General features: G+C 72.4%; 15 protein-coding genes. 4 read left to right on the top strand and 11 right to left on the bottom strand.

Annotated features, from left to right (window positions below):
- The 4 genes from ACIRF9_RS25330 to dacB all read right to left on the bottom strand — a co-directional run.
- The coding region (locus ACIRF9_RS25330) for an ABC transporter permease (protein WP_403826457.1) at positions 1–593 on the bottom strand (593 nt) is incomplete at its 3' end.
- A complete protein-coding gene (locus ACIRF9_RS25335; RefSeq protein WP_403826460.1) occupies positions 586–2,097 on the bottom strand; it encodes a sugar ABC transporter ATP-binding protein in 1,512 nt (503 codons plus the stop codon). The genes ACIRF9_RS25330 and ACIRF9_RS25335, both read right to left, overlap by 8 nt.
- Before the next feature lie 23 nt (positions 2,098–2,120).
- Positions 2,121–3,182 carry a sugar ABC transporter substrate-binding protein gene (locus tag ACIRF9_RS25340; RefSeq protein WP_403826463.1) on the bottom strand — a complete coding sequence of 354 codons (1,062 nt, stop codon included), beginning with the start codon at positions 3,180–3,182 and terminating at the stop codon, positions 2,121–2,123.
- Between the two features lie 289 nt (positions 3,183–3,471).
- A complete protein-coding gene (dacB, locus tag ACIRF9_RS25345) occupies positions 3,472–4,833 on the bottom strand; it encodes a D-alanyl-D-alanine carboxypeptidase/D-alanyl-D-alanine-endopeptidase (protein WP_403826466.1) in 1,362 nt (453 codons plus the stop codon).
- 187 nt (positions 4,834–5,020) lie between these two features.
- Between dacB and ACIRF9_RS25350 the strand changes: the two genes are divergently transcribed.
- Both ACIRF9_RS25350 and ACIRF9_RS25355 read left to right on the top strand, forming a co-directional pair.
- On the top strand, positions 5,021–5,680 hold the full coding sequence (locus tag ACIRF9_RS25350; RefSeq protein ID WP_403826469.1) for a TetR/AcrR family transcriptional regulator: 660 nt from the start codon (positions 5,021–5,023) through the stop codon (positions 5,678–5,680).
- Positions 5,681–5,688: 8 nt separating this feature from the next.
- The gene (locus ACIRF9_RS25355) at positions 5,689–6,732 is read left to right on the top strand and encodes a threonine aldolase family protein (RefSeq protein WP_403826472.1); all 1,044 of its coding nucleotides are present in this window, start codon (positions 5,689–5,691) and stop codon (positions 6,730–6,732) included.
- 82 nt (positions 6,733–6,814) lie between these two features.
- Here the strand turns inward: ACIRF9_RS25355 and ACIRF9_RS25360 are convergent, their stop codons facing one another.
- The 6 genes from ACIRF9_RS25360 to ACIRF9_RS25385 form a co-directional block, all read right to left on the bottom strand.
- Positions 6,815–9,262: a cellulosome protein gene (locus tag ACIRF9_RS25360; protein WP_403826475.1), complete on the bottom strand. Its 2,448-nt coding sequence runs from the start codon at positions 9,260–9,262 to the stop codon at positions 6,815–6,817.
- A gap of 64 nt (positions 9,263–9,326) precedes the next feature.
- Positions 9,327–10,181, bottom strand: a complete 855-nt coding sequence (locus ACIRF9_RS25365) for a class I SAM-dependent methyltransferase (RefSeq protein ID WP_403826478.1) — start codon at positions 10,179–10,181, stop codon at positions 9,327–9,329.
- A 94-nt stretch (positions 10,182–10,275) separates the two neighbouring features.
- On the bottom strand, positions 10,276–10,869 hold the full coding sequence (locus ACIRF9_RS25370; protein WP_403826481.1) for a helix-turn-helix domain-containing protein: 594 nt from the start codon (positions 10,867–10,869) through the stop codon (positions 10,276–10,278).
- A 195-nt stretch (positions 10,870–11,064) separates the two neighbouring features.
- Positions 11,065–11,640, bottom strand: coding sequence for a hypothetical protein (locus ACIRF9_RS25375; protein WP_403826484.1), 576 nt, complete (start codon positions 11,638–11,640; stop codon positions 11,065–11,067).
- A 105-nt stretch (positions 11,641–11,745) separates the two neighbouring features.
- Positions 11,746–13,311, bottom strand: a complete 1,566-nt coding sequence (locus ACIRF9_RS25380; RefSeq protein ID WP_403826487.1) for a hypothetical protein — start codon at positions 13,309–13,311, stop codon at positions 11,746–11,748.
- A gap of 106 nt (positions 13,312–13,417) precedes the next feature.
- On the bottom strand, positions 13,418–13,903 hold the full coding sequence (locus ACIRF9_RS25385; protein WP_403826490.1) for a MarR family winged helix-turn-helix transcriptional regulator: 486 nt from the start codon (positions 13,901–13,903) through the stop codon (positions 13,418–13,420).
- 173 nt (positions 13,904–14,076) lie between these two features.
- On the opposite strand from ACIRF9_RS25385, the gene ACIRF9_RS25390 reads away from it, so the two are divergent.
- A complete protein-coding gene (locus ACIRF9_RS25390) occupies positions 14,077–15,042 on the top strand; it encodes an alpha/beta hydrolase (protein ID WP_403826493.1) in 966 nt (321 codons plus the stop codon).
- A gap of 41 nt (positions 15,043–15,083) precedes the next feature.
- On the opposite strand, the gene ACIRF9_RS25395 is transcribed toward ACIRF9_RS25390, so the two are convergent.
- Complete coding sequence (locus tag ACIRF9_RS25395) at positions 15,084–17,258, bottom strand: GH92 family glycosyl hydrolase (protein WP_403826496.1); 2,175 nt, start codon at positions 17,256–17,258, stop codon at positions 15,084–15,086.
- A gap of 244 nt (positions 17,259–17,502) precedes the next feature.
- Here ACIRF9_RS25395 and ACIRF9_RS25400 point away from each other — a divergent pair, with 244 nt between their 5' ends.
- The gene (locus tag ACIRF9_RS25400; RefSeq protein WP_403826498.1) at positions 17,503–20,355 is read left to right on the top strand and encodes an AfsR/SARP family transcriptional regulator; all 2,853 of its coding nucleotides are present in this window, start codon (positions 17,503–17,505) and stop codon (positions 20,353–20,355) included.
- Positions 20,356–20,472: the final 117 nt, after the last annotated feature.

Below are 20,472 nucleotides of genomic sequence, written 5' to 3' on the forward strand. Positions count from 1 at the left end.
CAGATGGAGGCCGGCATGCCGAACCATTCGGCGGTGCCCAGGTAGAGCATCGACTGCGGGAGCTGGAAGAAGGTCTGGCCTCCGGAGATGCCGGTGAGGATGCCGCGCAGGGTGATCAGCATGCCGAGGGTGACGATGAAGCCGTTGAGGCCGAAGCGGATGATCAGCAGCGCGTTGATCACGCCGATCAGGGCGCCCACGGCGAGGGTGACCGGGATGGCCCAGGCGCCCGGCAGCAGTCCGAGGCCGTGCCCGGCGCCGGTCGGCACCACCAGCCAGGCCGCGACGCCGGGGGCGAGGCCCATGGTGGACTCCAGCGAGAGATCCATCTTCTTGACGATCAGGATCATCGTCTGGGCGAGGACCAGCAGGGCGATCTCGGACATGGTCTGCAGGACGTTGATGAGGTTGTCCGCCTGCAGGAAGACCGGGTTGACGATCTGGCCGACGATCGCGATGACCACGATCGCGGGGACGAGCGCGAGGTCGCGCAGCCGGGCCAGCGGGATCCGGCCGCCGAACAGACCGGGCCGCCGCGCCGCCGAACCGGGCGCCTCGGGGGAGGGCGCGTCGGTGAGGACGGTGTCACGCATTGAGGTCCACTCCTTCCATCGCGGCGACGAGGTCGTGGTCGTGCCAGCCGCGGGGCATCTCCGTCGTCACCCGGCCCTGGAACATCACCAGGACCCGGTCGCACATCCGCAGGTCGTCGAGCTCGTCGGAGGCGACGAGCACCCCGGTGCCGGCCCGGGCCGTCTCCTCGACCTTGCCGAGCAGGAACTCCTTGGAGCGCACATCCACGCCCGCGGTCGGGTTGATCAGCACCAGCAGCCGGGGGTCGTCGGCGAGGGCGCGCGCCATGACGACCTTCTGCTGGTTGCCGCCGGAGAGGGCGGAGACGGGCAGCTCGGGTCCGGGCGTCTTGATCGCCAGGTTCTCGATGAGCCCCGAGGCGAGCCGGTCCCTGCGGCCGCGGTCGATGAACCCGCCCCGGCCGAGCCGGCGGGGCACGGACAGTGTGGCGTTGTCCGCGATCGACAGGTCGGGCACGAAGCCCTGGTGGTGCCGGTCCTGCGGGACGAAACCGGCGCCCGCGGCGAGCGCGGCGGGCACACTCCCCGGCCGGGGCCGGCGTCCGGCGATCTCCACCTCGCCGGACCCGGCCGCCCGGAGCCCCACGACGGTCTCGGCGAGTTCCGTACGACCGCTGCCGGCGGCCCCCGCGAGCCCGACGATCTCCCCGGTGCCCACCCGGAAGGTGACGTCGTCGTATCCGGTGCCGGCCAGGCCCCGCACATTCAGGGCGGCCGTGCCGGCGCGGGGGGCGAGGGTGCTCGTGCGCTCCTCGCGCCGGCCGGCCGCCGCCTCGCCGGTCATGGCGGCCACGAGTTCGGTGCGGGGGAGCTCCGCGACGGGCGCGGACACGATGTGCCGGGCGTCCCGGAACACCGTCACCATGTCGCAGATCTCGTAGATCTCCTGGAGATGGTGGCTGATGAACAGGAAGGTCACGCCCTGGCGTTGCAGGTCGCGGATCCGGTCGAAGAGCCGGTTGATGGCGGCCGCGTCGAGCTGGGCGGTGGGTTCGTCGAGGATGATGAACCGGGCGCCGAAGGACAGCGCACGCGCGATTTCGACGAACTGCCGCTGTTCCACGCCGAGTTCACCCGCCGGGGTCTGCGGGTCGACCTCCACCGACCAGGCCGCGAGCAGGTCCCGGGCGCGGCGGCGGGTGCCCTGCCAGCTGATCAGCCGCCCTCGGGCGCGGTCGTGCCGGTTCAGGAAGAGGTTCTCCGCGACGGTCAGCGTGGGGATGATCGTCGACTTCTGGTAGACGCACGCCACGCGTTGCCGCCAGCCGTCGCGGTCGGCGATCCTGGGCGCCGGCCGGCCGCCGAAGGCGACCGTCCCCTCGTCCGGCGCCTGCAGCCCGGTCAGGACGGACACCAGGGTCGACTTGCCCGCTCCGTTGCGGCCGACGAGTGCGTGGGTCTCGCCGGGCCGGATGGTGATCCGGGCGCCGCTGAGGGCCACCGTCGGACCGAATCGTTTGACTATGCCCTTCGCCTCGACGACGGGCGGGTCCGCGTCACTCATCTCCACCGCCTTGTGATGAACCGTCAGCCGAGGTTGTTGCCCCACAGGGACGTGTCGGTGCTCTTGAGGCTCGGGACGCCGTCGTAGGTGCCGCCGTCGGCGGTGACCAGCGGGGCGGCGAGCTGGTCCTCCAGCACTCCCTCGCGGACCTGGACGATGGTGCTGTCGTGGTCGGTCCTGCCGGGCTTGAACGTCTTCCCGTCGATCGCGGCCTTGAGGTAGGAGAGGGCGTACTTGGCGTAGAGGTCGGCCGGCTGGGAGACGGTGGCGTCGATCTTGCCGGCGGCGATGTCCTTCAGCTCCTCCGGAATGCCGTCGTTGGAGACGACGAACACGTGCTTCTTGTCGGACGGGTCGACCAGCAGACCCTTCTGCTTCAGCACTTGGAGCGTGCCGGACAGGGCGAAGCTGGCCTGCATGTAGATGCCCTTGATGTCCGGGTGGGCGGTCAGATCGGTCTGGAGCTTCTGCGCGGCGACGGCGCCGTCCCAGTTGGTGGCCTCGCCGAACACCTTGATGTCCGGGTAGTTGGCCTTCATGCAGTCGTTGAACGCCTCGGTGCGGTCCCGGCCGTTGATGGAGTTGAGGTCGCCCTGCAGCATGACGACCTTGCCCTTGCCGCCGAGTTTGGTGCCGAGGAACCTGCACGCCTTCTCGCCGTACGCCCGGTTGTCGGCCCGCACCACCATGAACACCTTGCCGCTGTCCGGGCGGGTGTCGACCGTGACGACGGGGATCTTCTTCGCCTCCAGCTGCGCCAGCGTCGGTGCGATGGCGGCGGTGTCCTGCGGGGCCATCGCGATGCCCTTGACGCCCTGGCTGATGAACGTCTGGGCGTTGGCGGTGAGTTTGGCGACGTCGTTCTGCGAGTTGGTGGTCTTGAGCGAGAGGCCGAGCTCCTTGCCGTACTCCGGCGTGTACTTGATGTAGGAGTTCCAGAAGTCGGTGTCGGACCGTGGGTAGTCGACGCCGACGAGTGGCTTGCCGTCGGACGTGGCCGCGGTGCCGGAGCCGCCGCAGGCGCTGAGCAGCGCCAGTGCGGTCAGTGCGGAGGCAGCGGAACAGAGGACTTTCCTGAGTCTCATCGGTACTTCCTCACGCTGGTCCCGGAGCGGGAGATGCATCCAAGAGATGGGATGTATATATAGCTGCGGCGCCTTGCGCCGTCTACCCCTTGGGACAGCCGATGAGAAATGCCCCAGTTCGAGGCTGTTGCGTCCGCGTGACCGGCTCGCTCGACGCCGGAAAGCATCCGATCAATCTTGTGCACACGGGTTGACACGGACGGGGCGCGCGCACGACCGTCGTCTCAGACGAACGGCCGGGGTGAGGAGCGTTCGCTCCTCACCCCGGCCGTGGCCGCCGCAGGTCAGGTCAGGCCCAGCAGCCGTTGACGGTCGCGGCGAGACCGTCCATGGCGTCCTTGATGTCGTTCGGATTGGCGGTGGAGCCGTTCTCGATGAACGAGAACACCTTCCACTTGCCGTCCTTGCCCTGGGTGAGGCCGCTCAGCGCGATGGCCCCGGTGAGCGTGCCGGTCTTGGCGTGCACCTTGCCGACGGCGCACTTCGAGTTGACGTCGTCGAAGCGGCCCCACTCCGGGCCGAGGGTGCTGCCGGCCTCGCCGGAGACGGGCAGACCGTCGAGGATGGAGCCGAGGGTGTGCGCGTACCGCTGCTCCGTCAGCAGCTCGAGGATCTCCGCGAGGGTGGCCGCCGGGATGCGGTCGGCGCGGGAGAGGCCACTGCCGTCGTACATCTCGAAGTTGGCGAGGGAGACGCCGTAGCGCTTGGTCAGCACCTGGCGCACGACCTCCGTGCCGCCCTCGAAGGTGGCCGGGCGGCCCGCGCCGAGCGCGGTCATCCGCAGCAGCGTCTCGGCGATGTTGTTGTCGCTCTTCTTGAGCATCGTGTGGACGATGTCCGAAAGCGGCGCCGACTTGTGCCGGGCGACCGGTACGTCGTGCTTGCTCGCCGTGGCGCGGGTGACGTCCCCGTCGACGGTGACACCGTTCGCGGCGAGCTGCTGGGCGAAGACCTGCCCGGCGTCGAGCGAGGTGTCGTCCACGCCGTGTCCGTCGACGACGAGCGCGCGCACGGGGGCGACCGAGTCGGGGTAGTAGCCGGTGTTCCAGCCGTTGGCCAGGGTCGGCTCGGGGAAGAGGCTGTCGTCCACGGCGACCTTCACCGAGGTCAGCCCGGCCGCCTTGAGCCCGTCCACCGCCGTCTTCGCCAGCTCGGCCAGGTCGGCGCTGGTCAGGGTCCGGTCGCCGCCGCCGACGAGGGTCAGGGTGCCGTCGCCGTAGACGACCTTCGTGGTGAAGCGGTGGTCCGGGCCGAGGACGGTCAGGGCGCCGGTCGCCGTGGCGAGCTTGACGTTGGACGCGGGCATCAGCGCGGTGGCGCCGTTGTGGTCCCACAGGGTGGCGTCCGACTCGGCGTCGAGGACCACACCGCTGACGTTGGAGCCCAGGCGGGTGTCGACGACGCGGGCCTCGAGGTTGGTGACCATCTGCTGGTCGTCCGCGTCGAGGGTCGCGGTCTTGGCCGTGGCGCCGATGCCCTTGCCGGCCGCGAAGGCGGAGGGGCCCGACAGCGCCACGGAGGCGACGGGCACGGCCATGGCGAGCACGAGCGCCCGCCGCATGCCGTTGCCGCCCTGCCGGGGCTTGCGGTGCCGGCGACGGCCGCCGGGCTCGAAATGGGCGGCGGAGGTCTCCGCGGTCATGTCACTCATGAGGTGCAGGCTTTCTGTGGGGGCCCTGTCAGCGAACTCCGGCGCACCTTACCGGAATTGATCCCCCCGCCTGTGCGGCCGGGCCGGGGTTGCCCGAGTGCGGACCCGTACCTGCTCCGCAGGACACCGGAAGCGGTCCGGGCGGGTGCCCTTCCGGTTCGATACGCTGTACCGTACGATGACTCGTATGCCCCGCCGTACCCCCGCCCTGGACCGCGCGACACCGGACCGGATCGCCGAGACCGCCCTCCTCCTGATCGACGAGGAGGGCCCCGAGGCGCTGACGTTCCGCGCCCTGGCCGCGCGGCTCGACATCTCCCTGGCCTCCCTCCAGCGCCGCTGCACCGACCTGGCCGGGCTGCTCGACCTGTGCCTCGACCACCTCGCCGCCCGGCTGCCCGAACCCGCGCCGGGCGGTGACTGGGCCACGGCCACGGAGGCCCGCTTCACCGCGCTGTACCAGCAGTTGGTGGCCCATCCGGGCCTGCTCGTGCTGCGCGGGGCCCGCCCCTGGCTCGGCGTGAACCTGCTCGCCCGGCTGGTGGAGCCGCAGCTCGCCGACAGCCTCGCCGCAGGGATGACGGCCGAGGAGGCGATCGCCGCCTACCGCCGGATGTATCTGCTGACCCTCGGCAGCGCCGGCTTCGTCGACCATCGCGACCCCCGGTCCGCCCAGGCCCTCACCCGCACCGCGCTGGCCGCGCTCGACCCGGAGGAGTTCCCGGCGCTGACGGACCATCTCACCGCGATCGTGCCGGCGGTGACCCGGCACGACGTCTACTACGGCGCGCTGCGCCAGCTCATCGAGGCCGCCGCCCCGCCGCCCGCCGCCCCTGACACCCCTTGAGGACCCCCATGACCACCCCCGCCCGCATCTTCAGCAGCGACAACACCGCCGGCGCCTCCCCGGAGATCGTCGAGGCCGTGACCCGCGCCGCCGCCGGCCAGGCCAGGCCGTACGGCGCGGACGACCTCACCGCCGACGTCCGGCGCCGGCTGTGCGAGATATTCGAGTGCGACGTCGACGTCCTGCCGGTGTCCACCGGCTCCGCCGCCAACGCGCTGTCCCTGGCCGCGCTCACCCCGCCCTGGGGCAGCGTGCTGTGCCACCGGGACAGCCACATCAACAACGACGAGTGCGGGGCACCCGAGTTCTACACCGCGGGCGCCAAGCTGGTCCCGCTCGGCGGCGACGACGCGAAGATCGACCCCGACGAGCTGCGGGCCGCCGTCCGGCACAAGGCCGGGGACGTGCACAGCGTGGAGCCCTCGGTGGTGAGCCTGACCCAGGCGACCGAGACAGGAGCCGTGTACACCCTCGACGAGATCCAGGCCCTGGGCTCCCTGACCAAGGAGGCCGGTCTGCGGCTGCACATGGACGGGGCCCGGTTCGCCGGAGCGGTCGCCGCGCTCGGCCGCACCCCCGCCGAGCTGACCTGGCGGGCCGGAGTCGACCTGCTGTCGTTCGGCGCGACCAAGAACGGCACGATGACCGCCGACGCGATCGTCGTCTTCGACCGCTCCCTCACCCCCGAACTGACCTTCCGTGCCAAGCGCGCCGGCCAGCTCGCCGCCAAGATGCGCTTCCACGCGGCCCAGTTGGACGCCTATCTGACCGACGGCCTGTGGCTGCGCAACGCCGCGCACGCCAACGTCATGGCCACCCGCCTCCAGGACGGGCTCAAGGCGCTGCCCGAGGTCGGGCTGCTCGGCGTCGCCGACGCGAACGTCGTCTTCTGCCGCCTGCCCCAGCCGGTCACCGAAGGGCTCCTGGCCGACGGCTACGTCTTCTACCACGACCGCTGGGAGCCGGGCGTCGCCCGCTTCGTCACCTCCTTCGCGACCACGGAGGAGGACGTCGACGGTCTGCTGCGGGCGGTCGGCCGGCTCACCGCCTGAGCGCCGGCTCAGGCGGTCGGCCGGCTCACCGCCTGAGCGCCGGCTCACCGTCCGGGCGGCGGTTCACCGGCCGGGCGGCGGGTCAGCCGACGATCCGGCCCAGTTCGATCCCGGCGATGTCCGGGGCCGGGCCGTCCGCGTTCCCGAAGGTGAGGGTGTTGCGGCCCTCCTCCAGGTCGACGGGGACGGCCAGCGTCCAGTAGTCGTCGGGGCTCCAGGTGTTCTTGAAGGTCACCCGGAGCGGGGCGCCGGTGCCCACCGTGATGTCCGCCGTACGGGAGACGATGTCCGTGTTGTAGGCGTGGCCGTTGCCGCGCCGGTCGTCGTGCGCGTAGTGGACGACCAGCAGATGACGGCCGGACCGGGGCGCGTCCACGGTGAACCGGGCGGTACGGGCAGGGCCGCCGCCGAGCCCCGTGATGCGCCGGCCGCCGGAGGCATGGACACAGTCGACCAGCCGCGCCCCGCCCGCGAGAACCGCGTCGGCGGCCCCGTACGCGATCGTGCCGGTGGCCGAGCCGTCGCCGGAGACGTCGAGGGAGCGTACGGAGGCGTCCCCGGCCGTGAGGGTGACGCGGTTGTTGCCCGCCGCGAGGTACAGCCTCAGGGGCCGGTCGGGCGTGGCCGTCACCGTCTCGCCGTGCAGGGTGAGTTCCACCGCCGCCGAGGCACGGGCCACGACCGAGAAGGAGCCGTCGCGCGGGGCGTACACGTCGAAGACCGCCCGGTCGCCCTCCCGCAGCCCGAGCGCGCCCGTGCCGGTCCCGGCCGACGAGGAGTAGTCGTACGACGGCCCGCCCCCGACGTCCGCCAGCGTCGCCTCGTACGAGGTGGAGGGGGCGCCGGTGCGGGCGGTCAGGTCGACGCGGTCGAGGGTGACCTCGGCCTCGCCCTTGGCGAGGGTGAGGACGTGCGTACCGGCCGACAGGTCGACGCGGACGTCCGTCCTGCCGCCGTGGGCCCAGTTCTGGGTGGACGGACAGCCGACGGTGACCGGGTCGCCGCCGTCCACCGACAGCCGCTGGGTGGCGGGGCCGCCGGACTGGTTGCCGTACAGGATCGCCAGGTCGTAGGTGCCGTCCGCCGGGACCGTCACCGTGAAGTCCACCCTGCTGTCGGGGGAGTCGAGCGAACCGACGTGCTGCGTCCCGGAGGCCGCGTAGCCGTTGGCGTCGCTCACCGTGCCCTGGGTGCGGACCTGGCCGCCGGTGACGGCCGCGTCCTGCGCCTCGTACGACGCCGACCAGGGGACGGACGCGGGGGCCGGGGTGCCTCGGCCGGCCGGGGTGAGGACGATCCGGTACGCGGACATGGGGCGCAGGCCGCGCAGCGGGACGGTCACCGATCCGTCGCCGGCCACCCGTACCTCGGTCCGGGTGAGGACCCGCGGCGCCGGGTGCGCCCCCTCGTATCCGGACCAGGCCGCCTCGGCGACGGCCGCGACGACCGCATGGCCGAAGACGGCCGGGGAGACGTTCCGTACGACGACGTCGGCGTCCCCCGCCGAGCCGCCGAGCAGCACCTGGGCCTGGCGGCGCCCGGTGTCGAGGGAGGCCAGACCCTGGAGCGTGTCGACGGTGTGCGGCCGCGGCGGCGTGACCTCCACGGTGTCGCCGGTCAGGCCCGCGTACCAACGGAAGAACCACCAGCCGCCGTTGGGGATGTTCGTGCGCACCACAAGGCCGCTGAGGTTGCCGGCGGCGTCCCAGTAGGCCTGGTTGGCGTACACCTTGTTCCTCTCGAACATCGAGACCCACTGCACGAGTTGGCCCGGCACGGAGAGGTCGCGCCGGTTGGCGTACTCGTCGATGCTGACGGTCAGCGGCGCGATGCCCAGCTTCCGCTCGATCGCCCGGTAGTCGTCGTGGTGGGCCTGGAAGTCCCGCAGCGAGGCGGAGTCCAGCTCGTGCCAGGTCATCACCTGCGGCAGGACGTCCTCCCGCCGGGCGAAGGCGAGGAAGTCGGTCAGCAGGCGGGAGTGGTAGGCGGCTTCGTTGGGACCGGCGATCCGCGCGTCCGGGTGGATCGCGCGGATGCGCTCGTACACCGTCTTCCAGTCCCGCAGGAACCGGTCCCGGTTGGCCTCGTACTCCGCCCGGTCGGCGACGTCGAGGTGGTACCAGATCTGGTCGGGTTCGTTGAACGGGACGTAGACGAAGCGGTCCCGGTCCGGGCGGGCCGACACCTCCCCGACGATCCTGTCCACCCGGGGCAGATAGTCGTCGAGGCCCAGGTCCTCGTAGGGCCACTCGGCGTAGACGTCCTGCAGCAGCACGTTGATCTCGCCGCCGCCGTTGCGGAAGAACGACCGTGCCACGGTGAGCGCGTCGCCGTTGGGGTGCTGGGCGCCGCCCTCCGGCTTCTGGGAGATGCTGGTGATCTTCAGCGGCGCGAGGACGGCGTCCCCGGGGACGCCGTCGTCACTGAGCCCGTACAGCGCGCCGTTGGCGCCGTGCAGCACCGGTCCCTCGGAGACGGCGAGGTCGACGGTGAGGCGTTGGGGGACAGCGGTGTGACCGGTCACAGGCATGCCCGGAATTGTGATCGGTGAGATCGGGGGCCGTCAAGGAGACAGGCGGCTCGGGACAGCGGGCTCAGGTGCGGCGTGCGGCCCACACCGTGCGCTCGGTGCGTACCGCCAGGTCGCTGCGGCGCAGGATGCCGTGCGGGCCGTCGGTGTCGAGCAGCCGGTCGAGCGCGGTCAGGTCCTCGGGCGTCAGGGCGGACGCGACGTTGCCGCGCAGGCGGCGCAGAGCGCTGAGCGCGTAGCGCCCTGCCGCGTCGGTGTCCCTCGGGCCGATGGCGACGGTGATCGTGCGTGCGCCCTCGACGGTGAAGCCGGCTTCCGTCAGTTTGGCTCCCCAGTCGGCGCCGCGGTGGGGGAGGCGCTCGGCGTGATGGTCGGCGAGTGCGGCATGGCAGCGTTCCTCCAGACCGGGAGCGTCCTGCGGGGCACCTTCGGGCAGGAACCGCGGGAAGCCGGTCAGCTCGACAACGGCGAACAGTCCGCCCGGTGCCAGGAGTTCGTGGACCTGGCGCAGGGCGCGGTCCGGATCCGCCATGTGGTGCAGGGAGGCCGATGCCCAGACCAGCTCCGGGGTGCCGAGTGCGGGCCATGCGGGCGCGTCGAGGTCGGCCCGCACGACGCGCACCCGGTCGGCCGCTCCCGCCGCGGCCGCCTTCTCCCGCAGGCGGTGCAGGTGGGCGGCCGAGGAGTCGACGGCCGTCAGCTGGGCCTCGGGGAAGCGGTCGAGCAGGGCGAGGGTGCCGGCTCCGGTTCCGCAGCCCAGGTCCACGATGTGGCGGGGGCCGGTCTCCAGGGGCAGCCAGGCGGTGATGGACGCGGTGTGGTCGGCCAGTACTTCCGCGTCCAGGTCGAGAATCTCCGACTGGTCGCCCGTGCCGTGCTCATGCGCGTGCTGTGCTGTGTGCGGGGTGGGACGGTTCATGCGGCCACGCTAGGCGGGCCGGCCGCGCGCAGTCCGGTGCGCTGTCGGAATACGCAAGGCGAAGGCCCGTTGGGCTGCGGAACACGCAAACCCGTCACGGTGACGGGCGGTTCACCTTCCCGGTGTCCTCGCCCCGCTGGTGGCCGCGGCGGGCGTCGCGGTCGAAGATGCCCAGGATCTCGCACGGCCCGCCCTCGGCGCCGATGGCGTGCGGGAGCATCGTGGGGAACTCCGCCGCCTGGTTCGTCTCGATCCGCAGGCGCCGGTTGCCCAGGAGCAGGACGGCGGTGCCGGACAGGACGACGAGCCATTCGCGGCCCGGGTGGGCGCGCATGCGCGCGGGATTGTCCGGCGGCGGGTCGGTCATGCGCTGGCGTACGACGGTCATGCCGGGCTCCGCCTTGATCGGCCAGCGCATCAGCCCGTGGGCCGCGTCGATCATCGGGCTGGAGACGACGTCGTCCGTCGCGGTCTCGACCAGCTGGTCGAGGGAGGTGTCCAGGGCGCGCGCGAGGGTGACGAGCTGGTCCAGCGCCAGACGGCGTCGGCCGTTCTCGATGCGGCTGAGCGTGGACTGGCTGACCTTGGCACGGGCGGCCAGTTCCTCCAGGGACCAGCCCTGGGCCACGCGCAGGGCACGGATGCGTTTGCGTACCAGGCTGTCCAGGTCGCCATCGTCTTGCGTCATGGGCAACATCGTATGCCGCTGCGGCAAGGTGTGGTTGGCGTCGGGGCTCGACACGCTCCGGAACCGGTCGACGCGACCGCGCGGTGACACGACGGAGGACCCCGGCGGATGTCGGGGTCCTCGGCGATTCGGGGGTGATCCCGCATGCCGTCCGGGCGGCTGGTCAGGCCGGTGGCGGAGGCGTGGGGGGACGGCTCACCAGGTGTGGGCCACGTCCACCACGAGGTGACCGTCCAGTTGCAGTACCCGGAAGGGCAGCCGGGCGCGCACTCCGAGCCCGAACTGCGACTGGCCCTCGAAGGAGCCCGCGTACTTGGCGTCCCGGAAGGTCCGGTACCCGGTGAGGTTCACGCCCGGCAGGGCCTGCCCCGCCCGGCCCGGGTACGTGGGAGCGCCGGTGTCGGGGTTGTAGCCCGGTGCCCTCACGATCACCTCCAGGATGGCGCCGCCGCCGACCGGGATGGGGACGCCGGACGGGTCCTGGATGAGCTGGTCGACGTAGTGCACGGTGTAGCCGAGCTCGGCGGCGTCCGCGCCCGGCACGTCGACGACGAACCGGTCGTAACAGTCGTGGCGGCCGGTCCTGGCGTTGGTGATGTACTCGCCCGACGTCATGGACCAGTTCGTCTTCGCGAGGCTGCCCCAGCCGGTCGGGCAGGCGGCCGCCGCCCGCGGGGCGGCGGCCGGCGCGGCCACGGCGGGGACCGCGGCCGCGCCCAGGGTGGCGGTCAGGAGAGCGGCGGTCACCCAGACCGTCCTGTTTCGTACCATTTTGTTCCCCCAACAGTGTGAGTGTCTGCTATAGGGGGAGACAGTCTGGTTGGCTCCACGGTTGCACTTGCTTTACCGGAAAGTGGGGAAAATCGGATTTCTGTCCTACGACAGGCTTCTCGTGGTGTAGGCGCACTCCGTGTAGATGTAGCCGGACTCCAGCTTCGCCGTGTCCGAGGCCGGCGTGGAGAGGCTGTCGCCGTTCGGCTTGTGCACGAAGTACGTGGTGCCCACCGGCAGGCTGATCGTCCGCTCCGGGTAGTTCGTGCCGGCGGGGCAGGGCTTGAATCCCCGCGTGGCCGTCTGGAGCAGGTCGTACGCCTCGCAGCTGCCGCAGGCCTTGAGGGTGAAGCTGCCGGTCACCGGGCCCGTGTACATGACGGTGATGTCTTCGGGGCTGTCGTTCTGCACCGTCACCGAGATGCTGCCGCCGGTGCGCATCGTGGGCAGCTTCTTGCCGGCGGCGGGGACCGTCTGGGCGACCTCGGCCGCGATCGCGATCTTCTTCGCCAGGGCCGCGTTCTTGGCGGACTTGTGGGCGGAGACGTACTCCTCCATGGTCGTCTGCGCGGACTCGAAGTCGCCGTCCTTGTACTGGTCGACACCGCACTTGTACGTGCCCGTGTCGGCGTTGCTCGCCGCCCGGTCGGCGTCCTTGGCCAGCGCCTGTGTGACGCTCGCGTCCTCGGCGTCGATGCCTTCGATCTGGCTGCCCAGGAGCTTGAGCTGATCCACCGCCGTGCACGGGTCGCTGCCGTTCAGTCCCTTCACCTTCGCGGCGACGGCCGAGCCGACGGCCGGTTCGACCTTCGCGGCCTGCGCGGAGTCGGGGAACGTGGTGAGCAGCTCACCGAACTGCGTCGGCCAGGTGGACTGTCCGCTCGTGAGGCCGTCCGAGGCGCACTCGTAGAGCGAGGTGGCCAGGCGGTCGTCGGGCCAGTCCTTCAGGTCGCTCAGATCGGTCTCGGGCATCTTCTTCGGGACCGTGCGCAGATAGGTGAGCGGGGCGACCGCCTCGCAGTAGTCGCCCTTGTCGTAGACGGCGCCGACGGTCGCGTAGTACGTCTTCATCCGGGCCGGCACCTTGGCGGCCGCCCGTGAGTCCGGATGGTCGGCGCTGAGGTTCTCGTAGACCTCCAGCGCCTCGCGGTAGTCGGACTGGGCGGAGTTGAACGCCCGGTCGCCGGCCGCCTCCACCAGGCGGTCGGCCTCGTCGAGGCGGTCGAGGAGCATCTGCTGCGTCGCCTCGTCCCGCGCGCTGTCGTACGCCACCACGCCCCCGGCCGGCGCGACGAGCAGGACCAGTCCCAGCACGAGCGCGAGCGGCGCGGACGGGGGCCACGCCAGACGCGTGCGCAGACCCACGAACGCGCCGTGCGCCGCCACCGCGACGAGGAACAGGACGTACAGGATCAGCGCGAACACCGGGACGCCGTCCGGGTCGGCCGGCAGCGCCACGAGCAGCAGGACGGCGGTCGCGACGAGACAGAGCAGCATCAGGATCCAGCGGCGCACCAGGGCGTAACCGAGGCCGAGGCCGCTGAGGTTGAGCACCGCCACCGCGACGGCCCGGACCCCGTCCGCCGGTGCGGGCGGCGCGGGCGGAGGTGCCGCCGGCATCGGCGGGACGACGAATCCCTGGTCGTATCTACCGTACTGGTCCCCGGACATGGCGGCCTCCCCCGTCAACTGCGCCCATGTATCTCTGATTTGTCAGTCTATCGGGCGAAGAAGACGCGCCGACAGGCCGATTTCCGCGAAAGGACGACCGTGGAACTCAGCCGTCCGTGACGTTCGCCGTGACCAGCCGGAGGAGTTGCTTGGCGAGGGCGTCCTGTTCCGGGGTGAGGCCCATGGCGTCGCCGATGGCGAGGGGCACGCCGCCCGCGCGGTCGCGGAGGTGGGCGCCGGCCTCGGTGAGGCGCAGGGCGACCGAGCGTTCGTCGTCGGGGCGGCGCTCGCGGCGCAGGAGGCCGTTCGCCTCCAGGCGCTTGAGGAGGGGGGAGAGGGTGCTGGACTCCAGTTGGAGTGCGGCGCCCAGTTCGCGGACGGAGATCGAGTCCTGCTCCCACAGCACCAGCATCACCAGGTACTGCGGGTAGGTGAGGCCCAGCTCCTCCAGCAGTGGCCGGTAGCGGGCCGTCACCGCGCGGGAGGCGGCGTACAGGGCGAAGCAGAGCTGGTCGTCCAGGAGCAGCGATCCGTCGGTGGGTGCGGTGGCGGCTTGCTCCACTGCGCGGCTCCTGGTGTCTGTGCCGGTCATCGGGATCACCACCCTATCGTTCGAGTCCTCTCGATTCTATCGCCCCCAAATGGATCGACAGCGAATTAGTTGTGCGCGACTTAATAGGGCGCTACTGTTCTGGATGTGCCGCCGCTCCCGACCGGGACTACCGTCGAGAGCCTGCCCGCGGCACCCGAACCGAGGAGGTCGTCATGACCGACGCCGCCGCCACGCGCCCCGTTCTCGAACCCGCCGCCCGGTCCTTCGCCGAGGCCACCGCCAACCCGCCGTACCTGTTCGACCTCGGTCCGGTCGAGGGCCGCAAGACGGTCGACGAGGTGCAGTCCGGTGACATCGTCAAGCCGGCGGTGGAGGAGGAGTGGATCACCGTCGAGGGTGGTCCGACGGGCAGTGTCCGCGTCCGGATCGTGAAGCCGGTCGGGGCCGAGGGCGCCCTGCCGGTGATCCTCTACATCCATGGCGCGGGCTGGGTGTTCGGCAACGCGCACACCCACGACCGGCTGGTGCGTGAGCTCGCCGTCGGCGCCGATGCGGCCGTGGTCTTCCCCGAGTACGACCTGTCGCCGGAGGCCCGTTACCCGGTCGCGATCGAGCAGAACTACGCGGTCGCCCGGTGGGTCGTGGAGCAGGGCGCGTCGAAGGGCCTGGACGGGTCGCGGCTGGCGGTGGCCGGTGACTCGGTCGGCGGGAACATGACTGCCGCGTTGACGCTGATGGCCAAGGAGCGCGGGGACGTGGCCCTGGTGCAGCAGGTGCTGTTCTACCCGGTGACCGATGCCTCGTTCGACACCCCCTCGTACCACCAGTTCGCGGAGGGGTACTTCCTGCGCCGGGACGCGATGCAGTGGTTCTGGGACCAGTACACGACGGACGAGGCCGAGCGCGCGCAGATCACGGCGTCTCCGCTGCGGGCCACCGTCGAGCAGCTGAAGGACCTGCCTCCGGCCCTGGTCATCACGGGTGAGGCCGATGTGCTGCGCGACGAGGGCGAGGCGTACGCCAACAAGCTGCGCGAGGCCGGTGTCCCCGTCACCGCCGTCCGCTTCCAGGGCATCATCCACGACTTCGTGATGCTCGACGCCCTGCGCGAGACCCACGCCGCCGAGGCCGCCATCACCCTCGCCGTCGGCACCCTGCGCACGGCGCTCGGCCGGTGACGACGGCCGCGGCCGTTCGCCCCGGCCGTCGCGTCCCGCCGTCAGTCCGTCGGTGAGCTCTGCGGGGACGTGAGGCGGAAGTTCAGCACACCCCCGATGGCGGGAAACGTGTCGGGCAGCCAACGGGGGTCGGTGGGAAGGCCGTTGAGCCGTACTTCGCGTACGCGGGAGTTCGTGTCGGACGCGTGCGGGGCGAGCACGGTGATGGTCACACCGTTGCCCCGGCGGATCATCGTGACCGGGAACAGCGGGCTGGCCAGGGCGAGTTGGGGGCTGCCGGGGATCTGCGGATACATGCCGAGACAGGCCCAGACGGCCCAGGAGGACATGGCGCCGAGGTCGTCGTTGCCGACCAGGCCGTCCGGGCCGTCCCCGAACAACCCGGTGAGGATGCGGCGCACGGTGTCCTGCGTGCGGTCGGGACGGCCCAGGTAGTCGTACGCCCAAGGGGCGTTGAAGGACGGTTCGTTGCCGAGGTAGGCGTACGGCTGGTCGGCGCCCGCGTTGTACTCGGTGAAGAACGTGTCCAGGCGGGCGGTGACGGCCTCGTCGCCGCCCATCGCCGTGAACAGGCCGGGCAGGTCGTGCGGGACCATCCAGGTGTACTGCGCCGCGTTGCCCTCGACGTAGTCCCTGCGCTGCGTCGGCTTGAAGGCGGGCCAGGTGCCGTCGGCGCGGCGGGGCTGGAGGTAGCCGCTGTCCGGGTGGAGCAGCCGACGCCAGTTGCCCGAGGCGCGCAGCAGCGTGTCCCGCGTCTGTGTGTCCCCGAGCCGGCCGGCCAGGTGGGCGAGGGCGGCGTCGGCGACGGCGTACTCCAGGGTGGTGGCCGCCGCGCCCCACACCCCCTTCGTCCCGGCCGGGATGTAGCCGAGCGTGTCGTAGAACGTGTGCCCCGGCCGCTGCCGGTCGTCCTGGCGCCCCGCGACGGCCGCGCGCAGCAGCTCGCCGGCCTCGAAGCCGGTGCCGCCGAAGGCGTGCACGGAGGCGGCCATGGCGGGCAGCGGGTCGCCGACCATGACACCGGTACCGCCGTTGGCGAGCGTCCAGCGGTCGAAGTAGCCCGCCTGGCGGCCCTGTTCGAGGATGGACTGGGCGACGTCCGAGGCCTCGCGCGGTGCGAGGAGCGCCAGCAGCTGGATCTGGGAGCGGTAGACGTCCCAGCCGGAGAAGTTCGCGTACTGCACATGCCCGGGCCGGGTGCGGTGGACCAGTCCGTCGAAGCCCCGGTACCGGCCGTCGGCGTCGCTGAAGGCGCCGGGGTGCAGCAGGGAGTGGTAGAGCGCGGTGTAGAACATCCGGCGGCGCGCCTCGGTGCCGCCGGCGACGGTGATCCGGCCGAGCCAGTCGTTCCAGTGCTCGCGCGTGGCCCGCCGTACCGCGTCGAGCGACCGGTCGCGCTGCTCCACCTGGGCGTTGCGGCGGGCGGCGTCCTCGTCGACGAAGGAGATGCCGACCCGCACCGTCACCCTGCGGGTCCCGGGCGCGAACGAGACGTACGCCCCGGACGCCTTTCCGTCCAGCGGCTCGCTGTGCGCGAAGGGCCGGTCGAAGACGGCGTGGAAGTACAGGCGGTAGCGGACGGACGTACCGCAGAAACCGCCGCTGTCCGTGAAGCCGGAGAGTGTGCGGTCGCCGATGGTGAGGGTGCCGGTGGCCTTGTTGTAGGCCCGCCCGGCGTCGACGGTCAGCCCCGGGGGCTCCTGGCCGGCCGCCGGGTAGGTCAGCCGGGCGATGCCGGACCGCTGGGTGGCGGCGATCTCCGTACGGATGCCGTTGTCGAAGGCGACCCGGTAACTGCCGGGCGCCGCCTCCTCGTTGGCGTGGGAGAAGGTCGCGAACCGGGTCTCCGGGTCCGCCGCGGGCCGGCCCGTCAGGGGCATGAACGGTACGTTCCCGTAGTCGCCGCAGCCCGCGCCGGAGAGGTGGGTGAGGCTGAAGCCGCGGATGCGGTGGTCGGCGTGGGCGTAGCCGCCGAACTGGCGCGAGACGGTGTCCGGGCTCCACTGGATGCCGCCCAACGGCGCCGAGGCCCCCGGGAAGGTGTTCCCGCCGCCGCCTCCGTGGCCCCAGTCCACCCCGCCCGGCTTGGTGCCGACGAAGGGGTCGACGTAGCGGGCCGGGTCCTCGACGGGCGTCACGGACGTGACGCCGGCCCGCGCGGGCGGGGCCAGCAGCACGACGGCGGCCAGGGCGGCCCCGAGGGGGGACAGGCGCACGGAGATCTCCTTGCGTCGCGGGGAGCCGGCGGAGCGCACGGCGGGGGAGACGCCCACTGTCACCGCCGTGGCCCCGCACACCGAGCCGCCGTGCCGCGCGCCGCCCGGATGTCAGGCACACGGCGCAAGGGGGCACGCCTGGAGACAGCCGCTGTGAACAGCCGGGACGTCCCGTCCGTAACTCTGGGTAACTCCGCCTGTGACGTAGAGTCGGGGCGGGGAGGAACCACGGGGAGGGGATGGCGTGCCGCCGGAGTCGGTGCGGTTCACGGTGCTGGGGGATCTCCGGGTGCGCCGGGGGGAGACGGACCTGGACGTCGGCGGGCCCCAGGAGCGCGCCTTCCTGGCTCTCCTGCTGGTCAGCGCGGGGCGACCGGTCGCCGTGAGCGAGATCGTGGACGTCCTGTGGGGCGCGGACCCGCCGCGCAGCGCCGTCAACGTCGTACGACGGCACGTGGGTTCGCTGCGCAGGCTCCTGGAGCCGGGGCTCGCCGCCCGCGCCGAGGGCCGCTGGCTGGTGCGGGACGCCGGCGGATACCGCCTGGTCACCGACGGTGACTCCGCGGACCTCCTGCGGTTCCGCACGCTGTACGAGGCGGCCCGCCGCGACGTGGACACGGCACCCGCCCAAGCGGTCCGACTCCTCACCGAGGCCCTGTCGTTGTGGCACGGCCCCGTCGCCGCCGGCATCCCCGCGCACACCCGCACCCACCCGGCGTTCGACGCCGTGGAACGCGAACGGCTCACGGCCGCACGGGAAGCGGCCGACGCGGCCCTGCGCGCCAGGCTGCCGGAGCCGGTCCTGCCGCACCTGCGCCGGGCCGCCGCCGACCACCCGCTGGACGAACCCGTCCACGCCGGACTGCTCCGCCTGCTCGCCGCGGCCGGCCACCGCACCGAGGCGCTCGCCGTGTACGACACCGTACGGGCGCGGCTGGCCGAGGAGTTGGGCATCGACCCCGGCCCGGAACTGAGGGACGCGCACACCGCGATGCTGCGCGACGAGCGGCCCCCGGGCGAGAGCGACGAGCCGTCGGGAGAGGACGCCCTCCGCTACCTCACCCCCTCCCAACTACCGCACGACCTGCCGATGTTCACCGGCCGCCAGGAAGAACTGGACGAGGTGCTCGCCCTGTTCGACGCCGAGCTGCTGCATCCCGGGACCGTGGTGATCGGTGCCGTCGGCGGCATGGCGGGCGTCGGGAAGACCACCCTCGCGGTGCACTGGGCGCACCGGATCGCCGACCGGTTCCCCGACGGGCAGCTCTATGTGAACCTGCGCGGCTTCGACCCGTCCGGCGCGGTGATGGAGCCCGGGGAGGCGGTCCGCGGCTTCCTGGACGCGCTGGGCGTGCCTCCCGACCGCGTCCCGCACGGGCCGGACGCGCAGACCGCGCTGTACCGGAGCGCGCTGGCCGGGCGACGGGTGCTCGTCGTCCTCGACAACGCCCGGGACGTGGAGCAGATCACGCCCCTGCTGCCCGGCTCGCCCGGCTGCCTCACCATCGTCACCAGCCGCGACGAACTGCCCGGCCTGGTCGCGGCCCACGGCGCCCGCTCCCTGACCCTGCGCCCCTTCGACGAGGACCGGACCCGGGCCTTCCTCGTCCGCCGGCTGGGCGCGGAGCGGGTGGCGGCCGAGCCGCGGGCCGCCGACGAGATCGGCGCCCTGTGCGCCGGCCTGCCCCTCGCCCTCGCCTGTGTCGCCGCCCGCGCCGCGGCCCATCCCCACTTCCGCCTCTCGGCCGTCGCCGCCGAACTGCGCGAGGCCCACGGCAGCCTCGACGCCTTCGCCCGCGCCGACGCGACCGTCGACGTGGGCACCGTGTTCTCCTGGTCCACCGGCGCCGTGTCCCCCGACGCGGCCCGCCTGTTCCGGCTGCTGGCCCTGCACCCCGGTCCCGACTTCACCCTTCCCGCCGCGACCGCCCTCACGGGCCTTCCGGCACGCCGGGCCCGCCGGCTGCTGACCGAGCTGACCGGCCTGCACCTGGTGGGCGAACACAGCCCCGGCCGCTACACCTTCCACGACCTGCTGCGCGCCCACGCCGCCGAACTCGTCCACGAACACGAGACCGCGACGCAGCGGCAGGCCGCGCTCGACCGGCTCCACCACCACTACCTGCACACCGCGCACACCGCCGACCGCCTCCTCGCCCCCAACGCCGACCCCCTGCCCCCGCCGCCCGCACCCGAGGGCGCACAGCCCGAACCGCTCGCCGACGACGACCGTGCCCTGGCCTGGCTCACCGCCGAACACGCCGTGCTGCTCGCCGTCGTCGCCACGGCCGCCGCGTCCGGGCAGCCGGTGCAGGAACGTCTCGCCTGCCATCTGGCCTGGTCCCTGGAGCCGTTCTTCGACCGGCGCGGCCACTGGCACGACGGGCTGACCGCGCAGCGCACCGCGCTCGACGCGGCCCGGCGGCTCGCCGACCCCGTCCTCGTCGCCCGCGGCCTGCGCGGACTGGGCCGTATCGAGGGCCGCCTCGGCCTGCACACCCGCGCCGTCCCCCGCCTGGAACAGGCCCTGGACCTGTTCACCCGACTGGGCGACGACACCGGACGGGCCAACACCCACCGCAGCCTCGGCTGGGAGTGCGAGCAACAGGGCGACCTGCCCGGCGCCCTGCGCCACAACCAACTCGCCCTCGCCCTGTTCCGCGCCCTCGGCGACCGGGCCGCCCAGGCCAGCGTCCTGAACTCCGTCGGCTGGTACCACGCCCTGCTCGGCGAGTACCGGCAGGCCCTGACGCACTGCTTCGACGCGCTGGGCATGCTCCAGGATCTCGGCGACCGCTACGGCCAGGCCACCACCTGGGACAGCATCGCCTACGCCCACCACCACCTCGGCCGCCACCCGCACGCCCTCCTCGGCTACCGCAACGCCCTCGCCCTGCTGCGGGACCTGGGCGTGCCGTACCTGGAGGCCGAGATCCTGACACGCGCCGGGGACACCCACCTCGCCATGGGCGACGAGCCGGCCGCCCGCGCCGCCTGGGAAGAGGCCCTGACCCTCCTCAGAACCCTGAACCACCCCGAGGCCGAGCGGCTGGCGGCGCGACTGAGCGGCGGGGAGGGCCGGGCCGGTGCCTGCTGAGGGGGTGGGGAGGTTCCGGGTGGTGCCCGCTGAGGGGGCGGGAAGGGCTGGGGTGGTGCCTGTCGATGGGGTCCGTGGCGTCGGGGTGGTGCCTGCTGAGGGGGTGGGGAGGGCTGG

Source organism: Streptomyces sp. NPDC096132 (assembly GCF_044763345.1).
Classification (GTDB): Bacteria; Actinomycetota; Actinomycetes; order Streptomycetales; family Streptomycetaceae; genus Streptomyces.